General features: G+C 65.8%; 14 protein-coding genes. 7 read left to right on the top strand and 7 right to left on the bottom strand.

The features are described 5' to 3' along the window. Positions 1 to 93: 93 nt before the first annotated feature. The 3 genes from AC1DW2_RS23540 to AC1DW2_RS23530 all read right to left on the bottom strand — a co-directional run bounded on the left by AC1DW2_RS23540 (position 94) and on the right by AC1DW2_RS23530 (position 4889). Positions 94 to 1449: an MFS transporter gene (locus AC1DW2_RS23540; RefSeq protein WP_477007191.1), complete on the bottom strand. Its 1356-nt coding sequence runs from the start codon at positions 1447 to 1449 to the stop codon at positions 94 to 96. A 317-nt stretch (positions 1450 to 1766) separates the two neighbouring features. Next, complete coding sequence (locus tag AC1DW2_RS23535; protein WP_477007190.1) at positions 1767 to 3716, bottom strand: SGNH/GDSL hydrolase family protein; 1950 nt, start codon at positions 3714 to 3716, stop codon at positions 1767 to 1769. A 90-nt stretch (positions 3717 to 3806) separates the two neighbouring features. After that, on the bottom strand, positions 3807 to 4889 hold the full coding sequence (locus AC1DW2_RS23530) for a lysylphosphatidylglycerol synthase transmembrane domain-containing protein (RefSeq protein ID WP_063982249.1): 1083 nt from the start codon (positions 4887 to 4889) through the stop codon (positions 3807 to 3809). A 444-nt stretch (positions 4890 to 5333) separates the two neighbouring features. Here AC1DW2_RS23530 and AC1DW2_RS23525 point away from each other — a divergent pair, with 444 nt between their 5' ends. From AC1DW2_RS23525 to AC1DW2_RS23515, 3 genes are all read left to right on the top strand, one after another. Continuing rightward, positions 5334 to 5840 (top strand): YciE/YciF ferroxidase family protein, encoded by a 507-nt coding sequence (locus AC1DW2_RS23525; RefSeq protein WP_439035215.1) that lies wholly within the window; start codon positions 5334 to 5336, stop codon positions 5838 to 5840. Between the two features lie 143 nt (positions 5841 to 5983). Next, complete coding sequence (locus AC1DW2_RS23520; RefSeq protein ID WP_477007189.1) at positions 5984 to 7417, top strand: MFS transporter; 1434 nt, start codon at positions 5984 to 5986, stop codon at positions 7415 to 7417. A gap of 104 nt (positions 7418 to 7521) precedes the next feature. Next, positions 7522 to 9921, top strand: a complete 2400-nt coding sequence (locus AC1DW2_RS23515) for a bifunctional diguanylate cyclase/phosphodiesterase (RefSeq protein ID WP_063982252.1) — start codon at positions 7522 to 7524, stop codon at positions 9919 to 9921. 3 nt (positions 9922 to 9924) lie between these two features. Here the strand turns inward: AC1DW2_RS23515 and AC1DW2_RS23510 are convergent, their stop codons facing one another. Next, positions 9925 to 10359, bottom strand: coding sequence for a hypothetical protein (locus AC1DW2_RS23510; protein ID WP_063982253.1), 435 nt, complete (start codon positions 10357 to 10359; stop codon positions 9925 to 9927). 79 nt (positions 10360 to 10438) lie between these two features. On the opposite strand from AC1DW2_RS23510, the gene AC1DW2_RS23505 reads away from it, so the two are divergent. Together AC1DW2_RS23505 and AC1DW2_RS23500 are read left to right on the top strand one after the other, a co-directional pair. Further along, the gene (locus AC1DW2_RS23505) at positions 10439 to 11026 is read left to right on the top strand and encodes a hypothetical protein (RefSeq protein ID WP_063982254.1); all 588 of its coding nucleotides are present in this window, start codon (positions 10439 to 10441) and stop codon (positions 11024 to 11026) included. Positions 11027 to 11088: 62 nt separating this feature from the next. Continuing rightward, the gene (locus AC1DW2_RS23500; RefSeq protein ID WP_354130463.1) at positions 11089 to 11688 is read left to right on the top strand and encodes a YdcF family protein; all 600 of its coding nucleotides are present in this window, start codon (positions 11089 to 11091) and stop codon (positions 11686 to 11688) included. 70 nt (positions 11689 to 11758) lie between these two features. Here AC1DW2_RS23500 and AC1DW2_RS23495 read toward each other — a convergent pair whose 3' ends face one another. Continuing rightward, positions 11759 to 13102 (bottom strand): aminotransferase-like domain-containing protein, encoded by a 1344-nt coding sequence (locus AC1DW2_RS23495; protein ID WP_063982256.1) that lies wholly within the window; start codon positions 13100 to 13102, stop codon positions 11759 to 11761. 184 nt (positions 13103 to 13286) lie between these two features. On the opposite strand from AC1DW2_RS23495, the gene AC1DW2_RS23490 reads away from it, so the two are divergent. Beyond that, positions 13287 to 13523 carry a DUF1127 domain-containing protein gene (locus AC1DW2_RS23490; RefSeq protein WP_038933822.1) on the top strand — a complete coding sequence of 79 codons (237 nt, stop codon included), beginning with the start codon at positions 13287 to 13289 and terminating at the stop codon, positions 13521 to 13523. Positions 13524 to 13673: 150 nt separating this feature from the next. Here AC1DW2_RS23490 and AC1DW2_RS23485 read toward each other — a convergent pair whose 3' ends face one another. Continuing rightward, complete coding sequence (locus AC1DW2_RS23485) at positions 13674 to 14099, bottom strand: universal stress protein (RefSeq protein WP_231142320.1); 426 nt, start codon at positions 14097 to 14099, stop codon at positions 13674 to 13676. Positions 14100 to 14159: 60 nt separating this feature from the next. Then, positions 14160 to 14696: a SixA phosphatase family protein gene (locus AC1DW2_RS23480; RefSeq protein ID WP_038956013.1), complete on the bottom strand. Its 537-nt coding sequence runs from the start codon at positions 14694 to 14696 to the stop codon at positions 14160 to 14162. A 93-nt stretch (positions 14697 to 14789) separates the two neighbouring features. Here AC1DW2_RS23480 and AC1DW2_RS23475 point away from each other — a divergent pair, with 93 nt between their 5' ends. Continuing rightward, on the top strand, positions 14790 to 16226 hold the full coding sequence (locus tag AC1DW2_RS23475) for an NAD(P)/FAD-dependent oxidoreductase (RefSeq protein WP_354130462.1): 1437 nt from the start codon (positions 14790 to 14792) through the stop codon (positions 16224 to 16226). The last annotated feature ends 42 nt before the right edge of the window (positions 16227 to 16268 follow it).

The raw sequence follows: 16268 nt of genomic DNA, 5'->3' as shown, positions 1-16268 counted from the left end.
TCCCCGGCACTTCTAGCATCGATCATCCCCAAAACAAAGACGGCGGCTGAGGAGCCGCCGTTGAGTTGCCTGGTCAAGCTCCCGCGGGAGCCCTCAGGAGGAACGTTTGAGCACCACCCGCTCGATCTTGCCGACCACCACGAGATAGGCGAACGCGGCCACCAGCGCATTGGCGCCGACGAACAGCAGTGCGCCGTTGAATGAGCCGGTCGCGGCCAGGATGTAGCCGATCACGATCGGGGTGCTGATCGAGGAGAGGTTGCCGAAGGTGTTGAACAGGCCGCCGGAGACGCCGCCGGCTTCCTTGGGCGAGGTGTCGGAGACGACCGCCCAGCCGAGTGCGCCGATGCCCTTGCCGAAGAAGGCGAGCGCCATGAAGCCGACCACCAGCGCCTGTCCGTCGACATAGTTGCAGGCGATGATCGACATCGACAGCAGCATGCCGCCGACGATCGGGATCTTGCGCGCCATGGTGAGCGAGCCGGTCTTGCGGAGAATGGCGTCGGAGATGACGCCGCCGAGCACGCCGCCGATGAAGCCGCACAGCGCGGGCAGCGTCGCGACGAAGCCGGCTTGCAGGATCGACAGGCCGCGCTCCTTGACGAGGTAGACCGGGAACCATGTCAGGAAGAAATAGGTCAGCGTGTTGATGCAGTACTGGCCGAGATAGACGCCGAGCATCATGCGGTTGGAGAGCAACTGGYGGATGTGATCCCACCCGGAGCCGGACTCGGGCGCACGCTCCTGCACCAGATCGTTTTTGGGCGCGTCGAGATCGACCAGCGCGCCGCCTTCCTTGATGTAATCGAACTCGGCCTCGTTGATGCCGGGATGCTCCTTCGGGCCGTAGACGGTCTTGATCCAGACCAGGCCCATGATGACGCCGAGCCCACCCATCACGAAGAATACGAAGCGCCAGCCGTAATCATGCGCGATCCAGCCCATTAGCGGCGCGAAGATCACGGTGGCGAAATACTGTCCCGAATTGAAGAAGGCCGATGCGGTGCCGCGCTCATTGCCGGGAAACCAGGCGGCGACGATGCGGGCGTTGGCGGGGAACGAGGGCGCTTCCGCGACGCCGACAAGGAGGCGAAGTGCGAACAGCACGATGATGGCGGCGCCGGCGCTGAGGAAGCCGACCCAGCCCTGCATCATCGTGAACAGCGACCAGACGATGATGCTGAAGGCATAGACGAGGCGCGAGCCGTAGCGGTCGAGCAGCCAGCCGCCCGGCACCTGCGCCGCGACATAGGACCAGCCGAAGGCCGAGAAGATCCAGCCCATGGCGACGGGATCGAGATGCAGCTCTTTCGAGAGTGCGGGGCCCGCGATCGACAGGGTGGCGCGGTCGGCATAGTTCACGGTCGTGACCAGGAACAACATGGTCACGATGAACAGCCTGACGCGAGACCTCCTCACGTCCGCTGCGGACGACACCACTGCGCTCATCACGCGCCTCCTTAGAACTCGAAATGTTTCCTCTCTGCGACTCCTAGAGGCGCGCGCGGCAAAGTGTCCAAGTTCAAGGGAGTATCGATCGATGCCGTTTTTGGATCGATGGAACGGCAGGTGCGGGGAACGATCACGAGGTGACGAGAATGTGCGATCGTGATGCGCGAGGTCGTGCTCCGCACACCACTGTCATTCTCCGCGAAAGCGGGGAATCCAGTACGCCGCAGCCTCTCGATTCAATCACCGCTGTCACGGAGTACTGGATCGCCAGCCTTCGCGGGCGATGACACCGAGTATGTGGGAGCAGTGTCGTGCTATTGCTGCGTGCCCAGCAGCGGCGCCAACAGTCCGCGTGTCACGCCGGGCGGCACGGCATCGAGGCCGAGCACGCTGCTCGCGGCCGGCAGTGCGGCGTCCGCCATCGCGGCGTGGCCTTCCGCGCTTGGATGCACGGCGCCGCCGTAGACGGCGGAGAGCACGCCCCAGGTGGCGTCGTGGATGTCGCTCGGCTGGCTCGCCGCCGGCAGGCCTTGCGGATAGGTCATCGCGGCAAAATAGCTGTCGTTGGCATCGCGGATCCAGCGCGCGCGCGGCAGGTAGGCGCGATACTCCGAGGCGCCGCGGCCGCACAGCATCGGCTGGCTCGCCGCGCTCACGATATCGGGATTGAAGCTCTGGCCGTTCTCGGCGAAACACGTGCGGTCGAATTCGGGATCGTTGCCCGCATGGGCGCAGAAGCCGTGATCGGCGAACACCGCCTGGTGCGAGTCCACGAAGGTCATGCGATCGGCTTCGGGATCGCGGCACAGCGCCCCGCGCGTGCAGGTGGCGAGGCTCTTCAGCTGCGGCAGGAATTCGGTGTCGACGAAGGTCGAGACGCGGGCCAGGCGCTGCGGATCGGCGTTGAAGGACGGATGGATGTCGAACCCGGCGCGGCCGCCGCGGCAGGGCACGCCGCCATCGGCGAGCGCGGGATTGGCGTAGGAGACATAGACCACGTGCGAGAGGTCGCCGCTGACGAGCGGCTTCAGCGCCTCGCGCAGCTTGGCGAAATTCTGCGGCAGCTCGCGCGCCAGCGCATCGCGGGAATCGTCGACGCTCGCCATCACGCCGGAGCGGCGGAACAGCGCGCGCTCGGTCGCGGTGTCGACGATGACGTCGGCGACGAGGCCGGAGAAGTAGACATCGTTCGCGCCGACCGAGAGCAGCACGAGGTCAAGCGTGCGGTCGGGCTGGCGCTTTTTCGCCGCGGTGAGCGCCTCGCGCAGCTCGGCGACCTGGGCGTTCACGCTGGTGTTGCAGACGCCGGTCTTGCCGGGCGGGCATTCGCGGGCGCGCTGCGAGCCCAGCAGCCCGTCGCCGATGCTGGCGCCGGTGCAGGCGAGCGGCAGAAAGGTCACCGCGATGTGGGTGTAGCGCACCGCGAGCGCGAGAGCCGTGCGGGCCTGGTAGCTGTAGAGCGAGCGGTGGCAGGGCGAGTTGAACCAGAGCGCGCCGTAATGTTGCCAGTTGGCGAGGGTGTCGGGTGCCTCGCAGGCGCGGCCACCTTTATAGCCGGCGCGGCTCGGCCGGTAGTACTGCGCACCGGCGGTACCGAGATAGGAGCGGAAGCAGAAGCCCTCGTCCGACAGCGCCAGCGGCCGGTCCGGGTTGCCTTCGCCGGAGCCGATGCTGTCGCCGAGCCCGGCGACGAAGATGTCGCGGACCTGAATCTCGGCCTGGACGCGCTGGGTCGGATCGGAGCCGGAGGAGACGTCGACGCTCGCGACCGTCTGCTTGCCGTAGCGGACCCGCAGGTTGATCGGCTCGGCGCAATCGAAAGTCGAGGTCTGCGGCCCGTCGCCGTCGTCGAACGACCAGGCGCAGGTGGCGCCGACCGGCACTGCGCCGGTCAGGCGCACGGTCACCGGATGGTCGGTCGGGGTGAGGTAATTCTCTTTGACGTTGTCGCGGGTGCAGGGCTGGTTGACCCGGCCCTGGAGGTCGATGCAGAGCCGGTTGACCATGTTGCGGGCCCAGCCGCGGCCCTCGCTCTGGAGCTCCAGCGACTGCTCGGCGGCGAGGATGCTGCGGTTACGCGCGTTCTCGACATGGAGCTGGAAGTCGCGCTCCTCGCGGAACAGGCGGAAGCGGTTGCGCACCTCCCAGGATATTTGCATCGCACCGGCGTCCTGCGCGGCGGCGCGCTCGAGCGGCAAAGACGTCAGAATCCCGGCAAGCAGCAGGAGGCCTGCGGGAAGGGTACGAAAGGAAAAAGGGATCATGGCCCGCGTGTTCAACGGCAAAGTTGAGGCGGAAATAAGAGAGCATTGCTGCGCCGCCCGCAACCTCTGTCTGACGGTCGCCCGCCCGCCTTACCGCTTGCTGGCCTGTCGCAACGACCGCTCGCGTTCCATCGCTGCTACCTGCTTGGGCAGGTTGCCTTGCGCGCAGGCCTCGGCCAGCCGCCGCCGCTCCTGCCAGGGCTCCACCACGTTCATCCAGAGCTCGCGCGCGCCCATGATGGAGATGGCGAGGCCGAACGGGATCACGAAATAGAGGATGCGGAAGACCAGCAGGGTCGCCAGAAGCTGCTCGCGGCCGAATTCGGGCAGCGCGACCAGCATGGCGACATCAAACACGCCGATCGAGCCGGGCGCGTGGCTGGCAAAGCCGATCAGCGTCGCCAGGATGAACACCACCGCCAGCGACATGAAGTCGATCGACGGATTGGCCGGCATCAGCAGGTACATCGCCGTCGCACAGAAGCCGAGATCGACCACGCCGATCAGGATCTGGACCAGCGTCAGCGGCGCCGAGGGCAGCACCACCTTCCAGCCCTTCTGGCCGAGCTCGCGGCGCTTCTCGCCCATGCAGAGCCAGACCAGATAGGCGCCGATCGAGGCGAGGCCGCCGAGCCCGATCAGCCGGTTGATCGACGACGGCAGTTGATCCATCGATGAGGCGGCATCCGGATGGATGACCATGCCGATCGAGAGCACGAAGATGTTACCGAGCCAGAAGGTCAGGCCTGACAGGAAACAGATCTTCGCGACGTCGATCGCGTTCAGCCCGTAGTCCGAATAGATCCGGAAGCGGATCGCGCCGCCGGTAAAAACGGTGGCGCCGATGTTGTGGCCGATCGAATAGGACGTGAAGCTGGAGAGTGCTGCGATGCGATAGGGCACATGTTTCTTGCCGATCGTTCGCAGTGCAAAATAATCGTAGAAGGTCAGCGTACAGAACGCGAAGACGACGCAGATCGCCGCCAGACCGATATTCCCGCGGGGAATCTCGGTCAACGCGGTCAGGATGACGCCGGTATCGATGTCCTTGAGGGTGCGCGCAAGCGTGGTGATCGCGAAGGCGATGATGAAGACGCTCGCGGCAACACCGAGCCGTCGCCAGCCGATCCATCTCTTGAAGCCGCGCTTCAGCGCGGGCAGCAGTCCGTGCATTCATCCTCCCGGCGGGGGGCAAGACCGATCGGCCAGACATTGACCGGTCGGGCGCGATCACTGCCCGAAATGGGCTTCGACCGCTAGGCATGTTGTAGCTCATTTAAGGCAAAAACAGCGACTTGTGCAGCCCTTGACAACAATAGGTTCTGCGTTCGACCGATAGGTTCTGCGGTGGACCGCCGCTTTTGTCATATGTGGTTCATATCGGGCGCGCGTTAAGCATATGAGTCGAGGCACTTGCCTGGAACGCGCGTCCGCATCTTGACATGATTTCGTGTCCGCCCGTAGTCGGCATTGTTCCAGCGCAAGCGATGCGAGCTTTTTTGGAACGTCGGTACCGTGCGCTGGTTAGCGCTCCATCAGCAATCGAACATGGCGGAATAATCGGCTTTTCGTGCGAGCCGACGCCTCCGTGTTCCCGAAACCGAGAGGATCGGAACGATGGGACTGTTCACAAAAGATATCAAAACCATGAACGACCTGTTCATGCACCAGCTTCAGGACATCTATTATGCCGAGCAGCAGCTCACCAAGGCGCTGCCGAAAATGGCAGATAAGGCCACCGATCCGCAGTTGAAGCAGGGCTTTTTGACGCACCTCGAAGAAACCAAGCAGCACGTCAAGCGGCTCGAGGAAGTATTCAAGATGCACGGCACGCAGGTGAAGGCGGTCGACTGCCCGGCCATCGACGGCATCATCGAGGAAGCCGACGAGACCGCCGGTGAAGTCGCCGACAAGGCGGTGCTGGACGCCGCCCTGATCAACGCGGCCCAGGCCGCGGAGCATTACGAGATCGTCCGCTACGGCAGCCTGATCGCCTGGGCCAAACAGCTCGGCCGCAACGACTGCGCCACCGTGCTCGCCAAGACGCTGGAAGAAGAGAAGGCGACCGACAGGAAGCTGACCGCGCTCGCCGAGAGCAAGGTGAACCTGCGCGCGGCGAGCTAGGACCGGGCGTAGCTGCGAAAAAGGCGTCGCGCGGTCATCCGCGCGGCGTTCGCATTTGACGCATCCATAATACGATCATTGTCGAAGCATGAATGCGGGCTGGAAGCGTATGTTTCGCATGGGGCTGCAACCGAGGTGGCAGCATGCGAGCCAGCACCATCAAATATGAACCTCTCGACAACGGAGCCGGCGCGCAGCGTGCCGGCTCGCGCCTTGCGACCTCCCTCACGCTTGCCGCGATGAGCCTCGGCTATGGCGTGGTCCAGCTCGACGTCACCATCGTCAACACCGCTCTGGATGCGATGGGAAAATCGCTCGGCGGCGGCGTCGCCGAGCTGCAATGGGTGGTCAGCGCCTATACCATCGCCTTTGCCGCTTTCATTTTGACCGCCGGTGCGCTCGGCGATCGCATCGGCGCCAAGCGCATCTTCATGGCGGGGTTCGCCATCTTCACCGCGGCCTCGCTCGCCTGCGCGATGTCGCCCAATGCGGTCGTGCTGATCGCAGCGCGGCTGGTGCAGGGGCTGGCGGCGGCGATCCTGGTGCCGAATTCCCTGGCGCTGCTCAATCATGCCTATGCGGACGACCGCGAGCGTGGCCGTGCCGTGGCGGTCTGGGCCGCCGGAGCGAGCCTGGCGCTGACTGCCGGTCCCTTCGTCGGCGGCGCGCTGATCACGCTGGTTGGCTGGCGCGCGATCTTCCTGGTTAACCTGCCGATCGGTCTTGCCGGCTTGTGGCTGAGCTGGCGCTACGCCAGCGAGACCACGCGGTCGCGCTCGCGCGAGATCGATCTGCCGGGACAGCTCGCCGCGATCGGTGCGTTGGGCGCGCTCGCCGGCGCGATCATCGAAGCTGGTGCGTTCGGCTGGAGCCATCCAGCCGTGATCGCAGCATTCGTTGCCTCAGCCGCATTCGCGGTGCTCTTCGTCTGGCGCGAGAGCCGCACCGTGCAGCCGATGCTGCCGCTGTCGCTGTTCCGTCACCGGCTGTTTACCCTGACCACGATCGTCGGCCTCTTCGTCAACATCGCGATCTACGGCCTGATCTTCGTGCTGAGCCTGTATTTCCAGAGGATCAACGGGCTGTCGGCCTGGTGGACCGGGCTCGCCTTCGTGCCGATGATGGGGGCGGTGCTGCCCGTCAACCTGCTGGCGCCGCGTCTGGCCGAGCGCATCGGCTCATGCCCGACCATCGTGGTCGGCGCCTGTATCTCGGCACTCGGCTGTCTCGGGCTGCTCTGGACCGAAGCCGGGACCAGCTACTGGGCGATCTTTGCGCAGATGATCGCGATCAGCGGCGGACTTGGCCTGCTGGTGCCGCCGCTGACCTCCAGCTTGCTCGGCAGCATCGACAAGGCGCGCTCCGGCATCGCCGCCGGCGTCCTGAACGCGACGCGGCAGACCGGCAGCGTGCTCGGCGTCGCGCTATTCGGCTCGCTGGTGGCCTCGGACAGTGCATTCATGACGGGCCTTCACCAGTCGCTAATCATATCGGCGGCCGTCCTGCTGCTCGCCGCCGCCGTGATCGGCCTCGGCGCAATTGCACCTGACGCAAAGGCGCAAGGCCGCTCAATGTGAGCGATCCCACACATTCTCTGTTCACCATTCCCGAAACCGGCGCATAGCCGGTTACCGACTGTCCATCTCTGCCGGCTCTAGTGCGATTGGAATAGGGGCCGGCAATGTATCAAGTACTTTACTGCCTGACGGATCAGCATGATTGGCGTCTGGTCGCACTTGGCGGAGCGGTGTGCCTGCTCGCCAGCGCGGCGGCGATCAGCCTGTTCCACCGCGCGCGTGCGGCGCGCGGGGGAGCTCGCGTATCGTGGGTCGCGCTTGATGCCGTCGTCGCCGGCGGCGGCATCTGGGCAACCCATTTCATCGCGATGCAGGCTTACGGTCCTGGTGCGGGCGGCGCTTACAACATTCCGTTGACGGTCCTGTCGCTGATCTTCGCGATCGCGGTCACCTTCATCGGGCTGAGCATCTCGGTCTCGGTGACGCGGGCGGGCCTGGTTGCGCTCGGTGGCGCCGTCGTTGGTGGCGGCGTTGCCGCCATGCATTACACCGGCATGATGGCGCTCGAGATTCCCGCGCACATCGGCTGGACGACCGGCACAGTGACGGTCTCGATCATCCTCGGCATCGTTCTCGGGTCGCTTGCCATGGTCGTTGCAGGGCGGCGCGACAGCCTTGCCGGCGCGCTCGGCGCGACGGTGCTGCTGACGCTTGCCATCGTCTCGCATCATTTCACCGCCATGGGCGCCGTGGAGCTGACGCCGGATCCTGCGGTCGTGATCAGCGGCCTGTCGATCCCGCCGGCCTCATTGTCGATCCTCACCGCCAGCGCCGCCGCTGCGATCATCGCGATTGCGCTCGCGGCGGCTCTGCTCGACCGCCGCGCCAAGGGCGAACTGGGACGCCAGCAAGTCGTGCTGGATACCGCGCTCGAGAACATGTCGCAGGGACTGTGCATGTTCGATGCGGACGGCAAGATCCAGCTCTTCAACGAGCGCTACGCAGCGTTGCTCGGCCGCACCGACATTCCGCTCGCCGGCCGCCTGCTCGTCGACGTGTTGCGGGAAGAGCAGGCTAAGGGCCAGTGGCAGGGCGATGCGGGCGAATTCTTCGCACGCCTCGTGGCCGACGCGCGCGAGGGCCGCACGACCAGCCAGGTCGTCGCCCGGTTCGGTCGCTCCATCCGGGTCGTCAACCAGCCGATGCAGGGCGGCGGCTGGGTCGCGACTTTCGAGGACATCACCGAATGGCTGGAGGCGCAGGCCAAGATCTCGCACATGGCGCGCCATGACGCGCTGACCAATCTGCCGAACCGCGTGCTGTTCCACGAGCAGCTCGAGCAGGGACTGGGCCGGGCGAAGTCGGGCGACCAGCTCGCGGTGCTGTGCCTCGATCTCGATCACTTCAAGGACATCAACGACTCGCTCGGCCATCCCATCGGCGATGCGCTGCTCAAGGAAGTCGGTCGCAGGCTGAAGGCCACTGTCGGCGCGAGCGACACCGTCGCGCGGCTCGGTGGCGACGAGTTCGCCGTGGTCCAGATCGGGCGCTCCGAGGAAGCCGCGGCGCGAGCCCTTGCCGGCCGCCTCGTCGAGGTGATCTCCGCGCCTTACGAGATCGACGACCATCAGATCGTGATCGGCGTCTCGATCGGCATCTCGCTGTCGCCGCAGGACAGCGACAATCCGGACGAGCTGTTGAAGAACGCCGACCTCGCGCTGTACCGCGCCAAGGCGGACGGCCGCGGTACCTATCGTTTCTTCGAGACCGGCATGGATGCGCGCGCGCAGGCGCGGCGGCTGCTGGAGATGGACTTGCGGGCAGCGTTGCTGCGCGACGAGTTCGAGGCGTACTACCAGCCGATCCGCGACGTCGCCAGCGGCCGCGTCGTCGCCTTCGAGGCGCTGCTGCGCTGGAACCATCCGCAGCGTGGCCTGATCGCCCCCATCAACTTCATCCCGGTGGCCGAGGAGACCGGCCTCATCGTCCAGCTCGGCGAGTTCGTGCTGCGCAGCGCCTGCAGTGACGCCGCCACCTGGCCGGACGATGTCGATGTCGCCGTCAACCTGTCGCCGGTGCAGTTCAAGAGCCCGAACCTGATCGCATCCGTGACCGATGCGCTTGCAGCCTCAGGGCTCGCGGCGCGGCGGCTCGAGCTCGAGATCACCGAATCGGTGCTGCTCCAGAACAGCGAGGCGACGCTGACCACCCTGCACGAGCTGCGGGCCATGGGCGTGCGGATCTCGCTCGACGATTTCGGTACCGGCTATTCGTCGCTGAGCTACCTGCGCAGCTTCCCATTCGACAAGATCAAGATCGACCGCTCCTTCGTGTCGGAGCTTGCGACGCGCGAGGATTCCATGGCGATCATCCGCGCCGTGACCGGCCTCGGGCGCAGCCTCGGCATCGTCACCACGGCGGAAGGCGTCGAGAACGACGCGCAGCTCGAGCTGCTACGGCGCGAGGGCTGCACCCAGGCGCAGGGCTATCTTTTCAGCAAGCCGCGGCCCGCATCCGATGTCGCGTTGATGCTGAACCGGCCGCGGCTGCTCGCCTCGGCCTGATGTCTAGCCGCGGCGCAGCGCGAAATGCGCGCCGCAAAACGCCATCACGGCGCCAAGACATAGCGCGGCCAGCCCGGCGAGCACGCCCGAGACGGACGGGATCGGGCTCGGCGCCGCGGCCACCTGGCCCGCACCGGCAAGCAGCAGCACGCCGACCGCGATCAGGAATTGCCGCATCCGCTGCGGGATCTGCCCGGAGACGGCGCTCTGCATCAATGTCGCCGTGAAATAGCCGCCGGAGAAACCGACCGTGGCAATCAGCCACCAGGCGATCGCTGCGCCCGCGGGTATGAATTCATGCGAGTCGGAATGCCAGAGCCCGCCGAGGTCGAGCCCGTAGCGCGCACCCAGCATGTGCACCGCGAGCGCGAGCAGCACGCCGGAGATCACGGCGGCACCGAGAATCAGGCGGCGCGGAAAAAAGGTCGTCTCAGCCATGCCCCGCTTGTAGGATGGGCGAGGGCGATCGCGCAAGCCGATCGCAGGCAGGATTGCGCGGACGGGATTGATTGTGGGGATGCAGGTTTCGGGAGCGCAAGGCCCGTCGGTCACGAGCTACGCCTACAAGGCGTCGCTGATCGGCTCGGCGCATCGTTTCGAGCTGACGGACGAGGGCCTGTCCTGGCACATCGCCGGGCGCTCCGGCCTGTGGCGCTATGACGAGATCTCGGCGATCCGGCTGTCGTTTCGCCCGGTGTCGATGCAGCAGCACCGCTTTCGCGCCGATGTCAGCCACACCGGCGGCGGCCGCGTCAGGATCCTGTCGACGAGCTGGCAGACCGCGGCGCTGATGGCGCCGCAGGACAACGGTTTTCGCGATTTCATCATCGAACTGCACGCACGTATGGCGCAAGCCGGCAGCCGCGCCGAATTGACCGCAGGCCTCGGTCGCAAGACCTATGCGGCGGTGCTGGCCTTCCTGGCGGTGCTGACGGTGGCGATGACGGGGCTTCTGATCCGCGCGCTCATGATCGGGGAGTTCGCCGGCGCCCTGTTCATCATCGGCTTTGCCGCACTGTTCGCCTGGCAGGTCGGCGGCTTCGTGCGGCGCAACCAGCCGCATAGCTACAGTTTTGATCGTGTGCCGAAGGCGTTGCTGCCTTAGGTGCAATCGGCCGCAATCAAACGTGACTTCGCGCTCCTGCGCCGGTGTCGCATCGTGCTGTCATGCCAACCATGGATCGCAACAGGCGCCAGCCTACAGCGGATGAGATCGTCGAAATCAACCGTACGCATCTGATCGATACGCCGCTCCGGCCGGCCGATCTGTTGTTCATGTTCGGCACCCGCGAGGACGTTGGCTTGCGCGCCGACACCGCCGCGAGGCTGTGGCGCGAGGGCCTTTTCCGCTGGTCGATTGTCAGCGGTGGTGTGACGCCGGGCTCGGAGCAATCTGAGTGCACCATCATCAAGGCAGCGATGGCCGCGGCCGGCATTCCGGCGGACCTTATCCTCGAGGAACATCGCGCAATGAACACCGGCGAGAACGTGATCTTCTCGCTGCCGATCATTGATGCGGCGCTGGGGCTGCGAAACATCCGGAGCGTGATCTGCCTCGGCAACACCTGGACGGCGCGCCGCTACCCGATGACGCTGCACCGGCACTGGCCTGAAGCCGAGAAGATGCTGCTCACCGTCGACAGCTTTGCGACGCCGCGCGCGCTCTGGCACACCGATGTCGAGTTTCGCCGGCGTGTCCTGCACGAATGGGACAAGATCGAGCCGTACAGGGCGAGGGGCTTTATCGCGGAATGGCCGGCGGCCTGAGCGGCGAAGGGCCGGATCTTTGTCGCAACGCGTTTTCGAACCGGTATCACTTCGCTCGCAACGCTCTGGCTTACTCCGTCGAGTCGAAATCCTCTTCCTTGGTGCCGAGCAGCGACACGAGCGTGCGCAGGCCGGAATCGAGCTGCTCGAGCGAGGGCGGGGCGAGCGCGAGCCGCACCGCGTTCGGTGCATGTCCGTGCGCAATTGCAAACGTCGAGGATGGCGTCAGTGCGATGCCCCGCCGGGCTGCTGCGGCGACGAAGGTCTGCGAGCGCCAGTGCGGCGGCAGTGTCAGCCAGAGATGATAGGAGCGCGCGTCGGCCGCGATCTGGTAGCCGGCAAGCAGCCTTGCCGCGGTCTGCTGCCGGCGCGCAGCGTCGATCCGTTTCAGCCGCGTCAGCTCGGCGACGGTGCCGTCGGCCATCAGCCGCTGCCCGGACGCCAGCGCGTGGCCCGAGGCGATCCAGCCGCCGGTCCGGACTGCGCTCATCACGCTCTCGCGCAGATGCGGCGGGGTGACGAGGATGCCGAGCGCGAGGCCCGGTGCGACCTTCTTGGACAGGCTGTCGATCACGATGCAACGGTCCGGCCCGAGCGCTGCCAGCGGCGTGTCGTCGGCGAGGAAGCCGTAGACGGCGTCCTCGATGATGGTGAGATCGAGCTTCTCGGCGACGCGCATGATGTCGGCGCGCCGCGTCGGGTTCATGGTGACGCCGAGCGGGTTCTGGATGATGGGCTGGAGATACAGCGCCGACAGATGCGCTTCGCGATGCGCCTTCTGGATCGCATCGGGACGCGCGCCAAATTCGTCCATCGGAATCGGGACCAGCGTCACGCCGAGCCGCGCCGCGATGCTCTTGACGTAAGGGTAGGTCAGCGCCTCGACGCCGCAGCGGCCGCCGGTGGGAACGAGGGCGGCGAGCGCGGCGGCGAGCGACTGCTTGCCGTTGGCGGTGAAGACGATCTGCTCGGCCTGCGGCGTGAAATCCTTGCGCGCGAGATAGGCGACGGCCGCATTGCGCGCGCTCTTGGTGCCGGTGCTGGTCGAGACGCGCAGGGCGGATTCGAGCGCATCGACGCGCTCCAGCCCGGCAAGGCTCTTGGCGATCATCGCCCATTGCTGCGGCAATAACGGATAATTGACCTCGAAATCGATCCGCGCGTCGCGCGGCTCGCTCAACGCCTCGACCTCGCGCTTGATGTCGCCGGAGATGAACGTGCCGCGGCCGACCTCGCCGACGACGAGCCCGCGGCGAAGCAACTCCGTATAAACCCGGCTCGCGGTCGAGACCGCGATGCCGCGGTCATAGGCAAAGTTGCGCTGTGGCGGCAGCCGGTCGCCGGGCCTTAACGTGCCTTTAGTGATATCGGCCGCAATGGCATCGGCAAGCTTCACGTATTCGAACTTGGACATTATTGCACCGAGAGCAATGTTTTACTTGCTCCGAGTAGTGTACTGGAGCATTTAAGTTCCATCAAGTTCCGCGATTGAGCCGAGGAGAGCGAGAGCAATCCGATGGCAAATGAGGTGCAGGCGCTCACAGCGTCCGCGCCAACGGCACCTGCTTCGCTGCGCGGACAATAGGCCGGAGAAGAAAATGACCACGATCTCGCAAACTGCCGGGCGGAGTTTACGCCCATCCTCGTCGGGCGGATTTTTCAGCACGCTCGCCAACGCCGCCCATGCGCTGTTCGATCGCCTGGAGCGTCGCTCTGCCGTCAAGACGCTGAACGAGCTCGACGACCACGCCTTGCGCGACATCGGGATCACGCGCAGCCAGATCGAGGACGCCGTCTACGGGCAGTTCAAGGCCGAGCTGACGCGGTATCTGTGAGTTTGTTCGGCCGCCACGCCCGCAAGTCCGGGCGTGGTGACAATGCCTCCGCGTCGTCATTGCGAGCGGAGCGAAGCAATCCAGACTGCCACCGCGGAAAGACTCTGGATTGCTTCGCTGCGCTCGCAATGACAGCGTTTGTTGTGGCGCTCAGTGCCTGACCACCAGCACCGAGCACTTGGCGTAGCGCACGACGTGCCCGGCATTGGAGCCGAGGAAATAGGTGCGCATCGCCGGCCGGTGCGAGGTCATCACAATCAGGTCGGCCTTCATGTGCACGGCCTCCTCCAGGATCTCATGATAGATGCCGCCCTGTCGCACCACGCTGGAAATGCGCCCCGTCTCGATGCCTGACTCCCGCGCGACGATGGCGAGCGCTTCCTCGGAGGTCTGGCGCTGCTGCTCGTCGAAATCGGCCGGGACGTATTCGGCGAGCATCACCGGCGTCATCGGCAGCACGTTGAGCAGTCGTATCGATCCGCTCCAGGTCTGCGACAGCGTTATCGCGGTCGCGAGCGCCGGCTTGGCCAGATCGGTGTCGGCGAGGTCGATGGGCACGAGGATGGACTTGAACATCTGCGCCTCCCAATTGACCAAGCTAGGATCAACCGGTCGAGACGGCGCGCCCCGCGCGTCTCAACCCGATCGAAGCAGCTTGGGGCTGACGAACAGCACCAGTTTGCCGCGGCGGTAGGCCACGTCACCCCAATCCTTGACGTCAAAGTCGAAGATCGCAAGCCCCGACGTGGGCAGATTGTGAGCGAGCGCCTTGGCGCCGGCCGGATCGCCGCCGCCCATCAGCATCAGCGCGGCCTCGTGCATGCCGGGATTGTGGCCCACCAGCAGCAACTGCTTCGGGTTGGCCGGAACGGTTGCAGTGCGAATGGATTCCAGGATCTGGGCGGGATCGGCGCCGTAGAGTTCGGGCAGGACCTCCACCTGCGGCGCTGCGACGCGGTCCTTCATCGTCTCCCAGGCAATGTCCCAGGTCTGCCGGGCCCGGACGGCGTGCGACACCAGCACGGCCTTGGGGAAGGGGGGATGGGTGGCGAGCCAATCCCCGATCTGCGCGGCGTCCTTGTGGCCGCGGTCGTCGAGGCGACGATCCTGGTCACGGCCGCTCGGCGCGTCAGTCTCGGTCTTGGCGTGACGCAGCAGCATCAAACGGCGCATGGCATTCTCGAATCGTTACGCGTCCAGAATAATCTACAGGCGCCGGTTGAGGACAAGGTGACAAGGGCCCGATCGGTCCTTTAAGGAAACGACATGAGCGAGACTTTCACAAGCGTGTCCCAGGAAGAAGCCGGCTTTCGTGAACGCACGCGACTGTCGTTTGATCTCGATGCCGACATCTGCGTGATCGGGGCCGGGCTTGCCGGGCTCTCCATCGCGCTGGAGGCAGCCCGGCTTGGAGCCAGCGTCGCGGTGCTCGAGGGCCGCCATATCGGCTGGAACGCCTCCGGAAACCAGCTCGGCACCGTGATGCCGGGCTTTGCGCTGCCGCTCGCCGATTTGATCGAGCGCATCGGCTTCGAGGACGCGCGCGAATTGTGGACACTGGCGAAGGAGGGCGCCGAGTTCGTCCGGGCCAACGCCACCGAAGAGAACATGTCCGGCATCGGCCCGAGCGATGGCGTGCTGGAGGTCTCCAACGTCGATGCCGGCGACCGGCTGATCAGCCGGTTGCAGATGCTCCACGAGGATTTCGACACGGAGGTCGAGGGCTGGCAGGTGGATCGCGTCCGCGAGGCGCTCAAGACCGACCGTTACTTCCACGGCGTCTATTATCCCCGGGCATTCCAGCTCGACGGCCGCAAATATGTGCACGGCCTCGCAGCGCTGGCGCGGCGGGCGGGAGCGCGCATCTTCGAGGACACGCCGGTCGTCAGCATCGATCATTCCGGCATCCGCAAGCGCATCGTCACGCCCTCGGCGCGGCTGCGCGCCACCCACATCGTGCTGGCCGGCAACATCCACCTCGGCGCGCCCTTGAGGCGCCTGTCGGAGACGCTGCTGCCGGTCTGGCGCTATGCCGGGATTACCGCGCCGCTCGGCGAACGCGTGCACGAGATCGTGGCGTTCAAGGGATCGGTGATGGATTCCGACGGGGTCGACCATTTCCGTGTCGTCGACGGTGACCGCCTGATGTGGGAAAGCCCCGAGACCACCTGGGCCGCGCGTCCGCAGCGCTTTGCGGGCGCGGTCAGGCGGCGGATCAGATCGATTTTCCCCCAGTTCGGCGATGTCGAGATCACCGACATGTTCGGCGGCGCCACCGGCCAGACCGTGCACGGCATGCCGCAGATCGGCCAGTTGCGCAAAGGCCTGTGGGTGGCGAGCGGGTTCGGCCGCCAGGGCATGAACACCTCGGCCATGGCCGGGCAGCTGATCGCGCGTAGCATTTTGTGGGGCGACGACCGCTGGAAGCTGTTCTCGCCATTCGAGCTGGTCTGGGCGGGCGGCACGACCGGGCGGGTCGCGGGCCAATTGGTGGGAGTTTGGGGCAGGGCGAGTTCCGCCGCCGCAGGCTCGCTCGCCCGCTACCGCGAGCGTGCGCGGGTCAAGGACCGGGAACGCGAGGCGCGCCTCGCTGAAGCCAACCGGGCCGCCGGCACTGGTCCTCGCCGTCCGCCGCCCAGCGTCCGGCCGCAGCCGGCCCCTCCGCCGAAACCTGTGGCCGAGGATGTGGAACCGGCCTCGTAGGACCAGGGTGTCTCGCGATAAGTTGAGAAAAACCCCGCCCGG

The organism is Bradyrhizobium sp. P3_C3, from assembly GCF_056402655.1.
The sequence above is the reverse complement of the archived record's forward strand: the minus strand, read 5'-3'. Positions and strand labels throughout refer to the sequence as shown.

Bases quoted from the DNA above. Each gene is read 5' to 3' on its own strand.
- AC1DW2_RS23535 (WP_477007190.1), bottom strand. From the start codon at position 3,716: ATGATCCCTTTTTCCTTTCGTACCCTTCCCGCAGGCCTCCTGCTGCTT.
- AC1DW2_RS23530 (WP_063982249.1), bottom strand. From the start codon at position 4,889: ATGCACGGACTGCTGCCCGCGCTGAAGCGCGGCTTCAAGAGATGGATC.
- AC1DW2_RS23525 (WP_439035215.1), top strand. From the start codon at position 5,334: ATGGGACTGTTCACAAAAGATATCAAAACCATGAACGACCTGTTCATG.
- AC1DW2_RS23520 (WP_477007189.1), top strand. From the start codon at position 5,984: ATGCGAGCCAGCACCATCAAATATGAACCTCTCGACAACGGAGCCGGC.
- AC1DW2_RS23515 (WP_063982252.1), top strand. From the start codon at position 7,522: ATGTATCAAGTACTTTACTGCCTGACGGATCAGCATGATTGGCGTCTG.
- AC1DW2_RS23510 (WP_063982253.1), bottom strand. From the start codon at position 10,359: ATGGCTGAGACGACCTTTTTTCCGCGCCGCCTGATTCTCGGTGCCGCC.
- AC1DW2_RS23505 (WP_063982254.1), top strand. From the start codon at position 10,439: ATGCAGGTTTCGGGAGCGCAAGGCCCGTCGGTCACGAGCTACGCCTAC.
- AC1DW2_RS23500 (WP_354130463.1), top strand. From the start codon at position 11,089: ATGCCAACCATGGATCGCAACAGGCGCCAGCCTACAGCGGATGAGATC.
- AC1DW2_RS23495 (WP_063982256.1), bottom strand. From the start codon at position 13,102: ATGTCCAAGTTCGAATACGTGAAGCTTGCCGATGCCATTGCGGCCGAT.
- AC1DW2_RS23490 (WP_038933822.1), top strand. From the start codon at position 13,287: ATGACCACGATCTCGCAAACTGCCGGGCGGAGTTTACGCCCATCCTCG.
- AC1DW2_RS23485 (WP_231142320.1), bottom strand. From the start codon at position 14,099: ATGTTCAAGTCCATCCTCGTGCCCATCGACCTCGCCGACACCGATCTG.
- AC1DW2_RS23480 (WP_038956013.1), bottom strand. From the start codon at position 14,696: ATGCGCCGTTTGATGCTGCTGCGTCACGCCAAGACCGAGACTGACGCG.
- AC1DW2_RS23475 (WP_354130462.1), top strand. From the start codon at position 14,790: ATGAGCGAGACTTTCACAAGCGTGTCCCAGGAAGAAGCCGGCTTTCGT.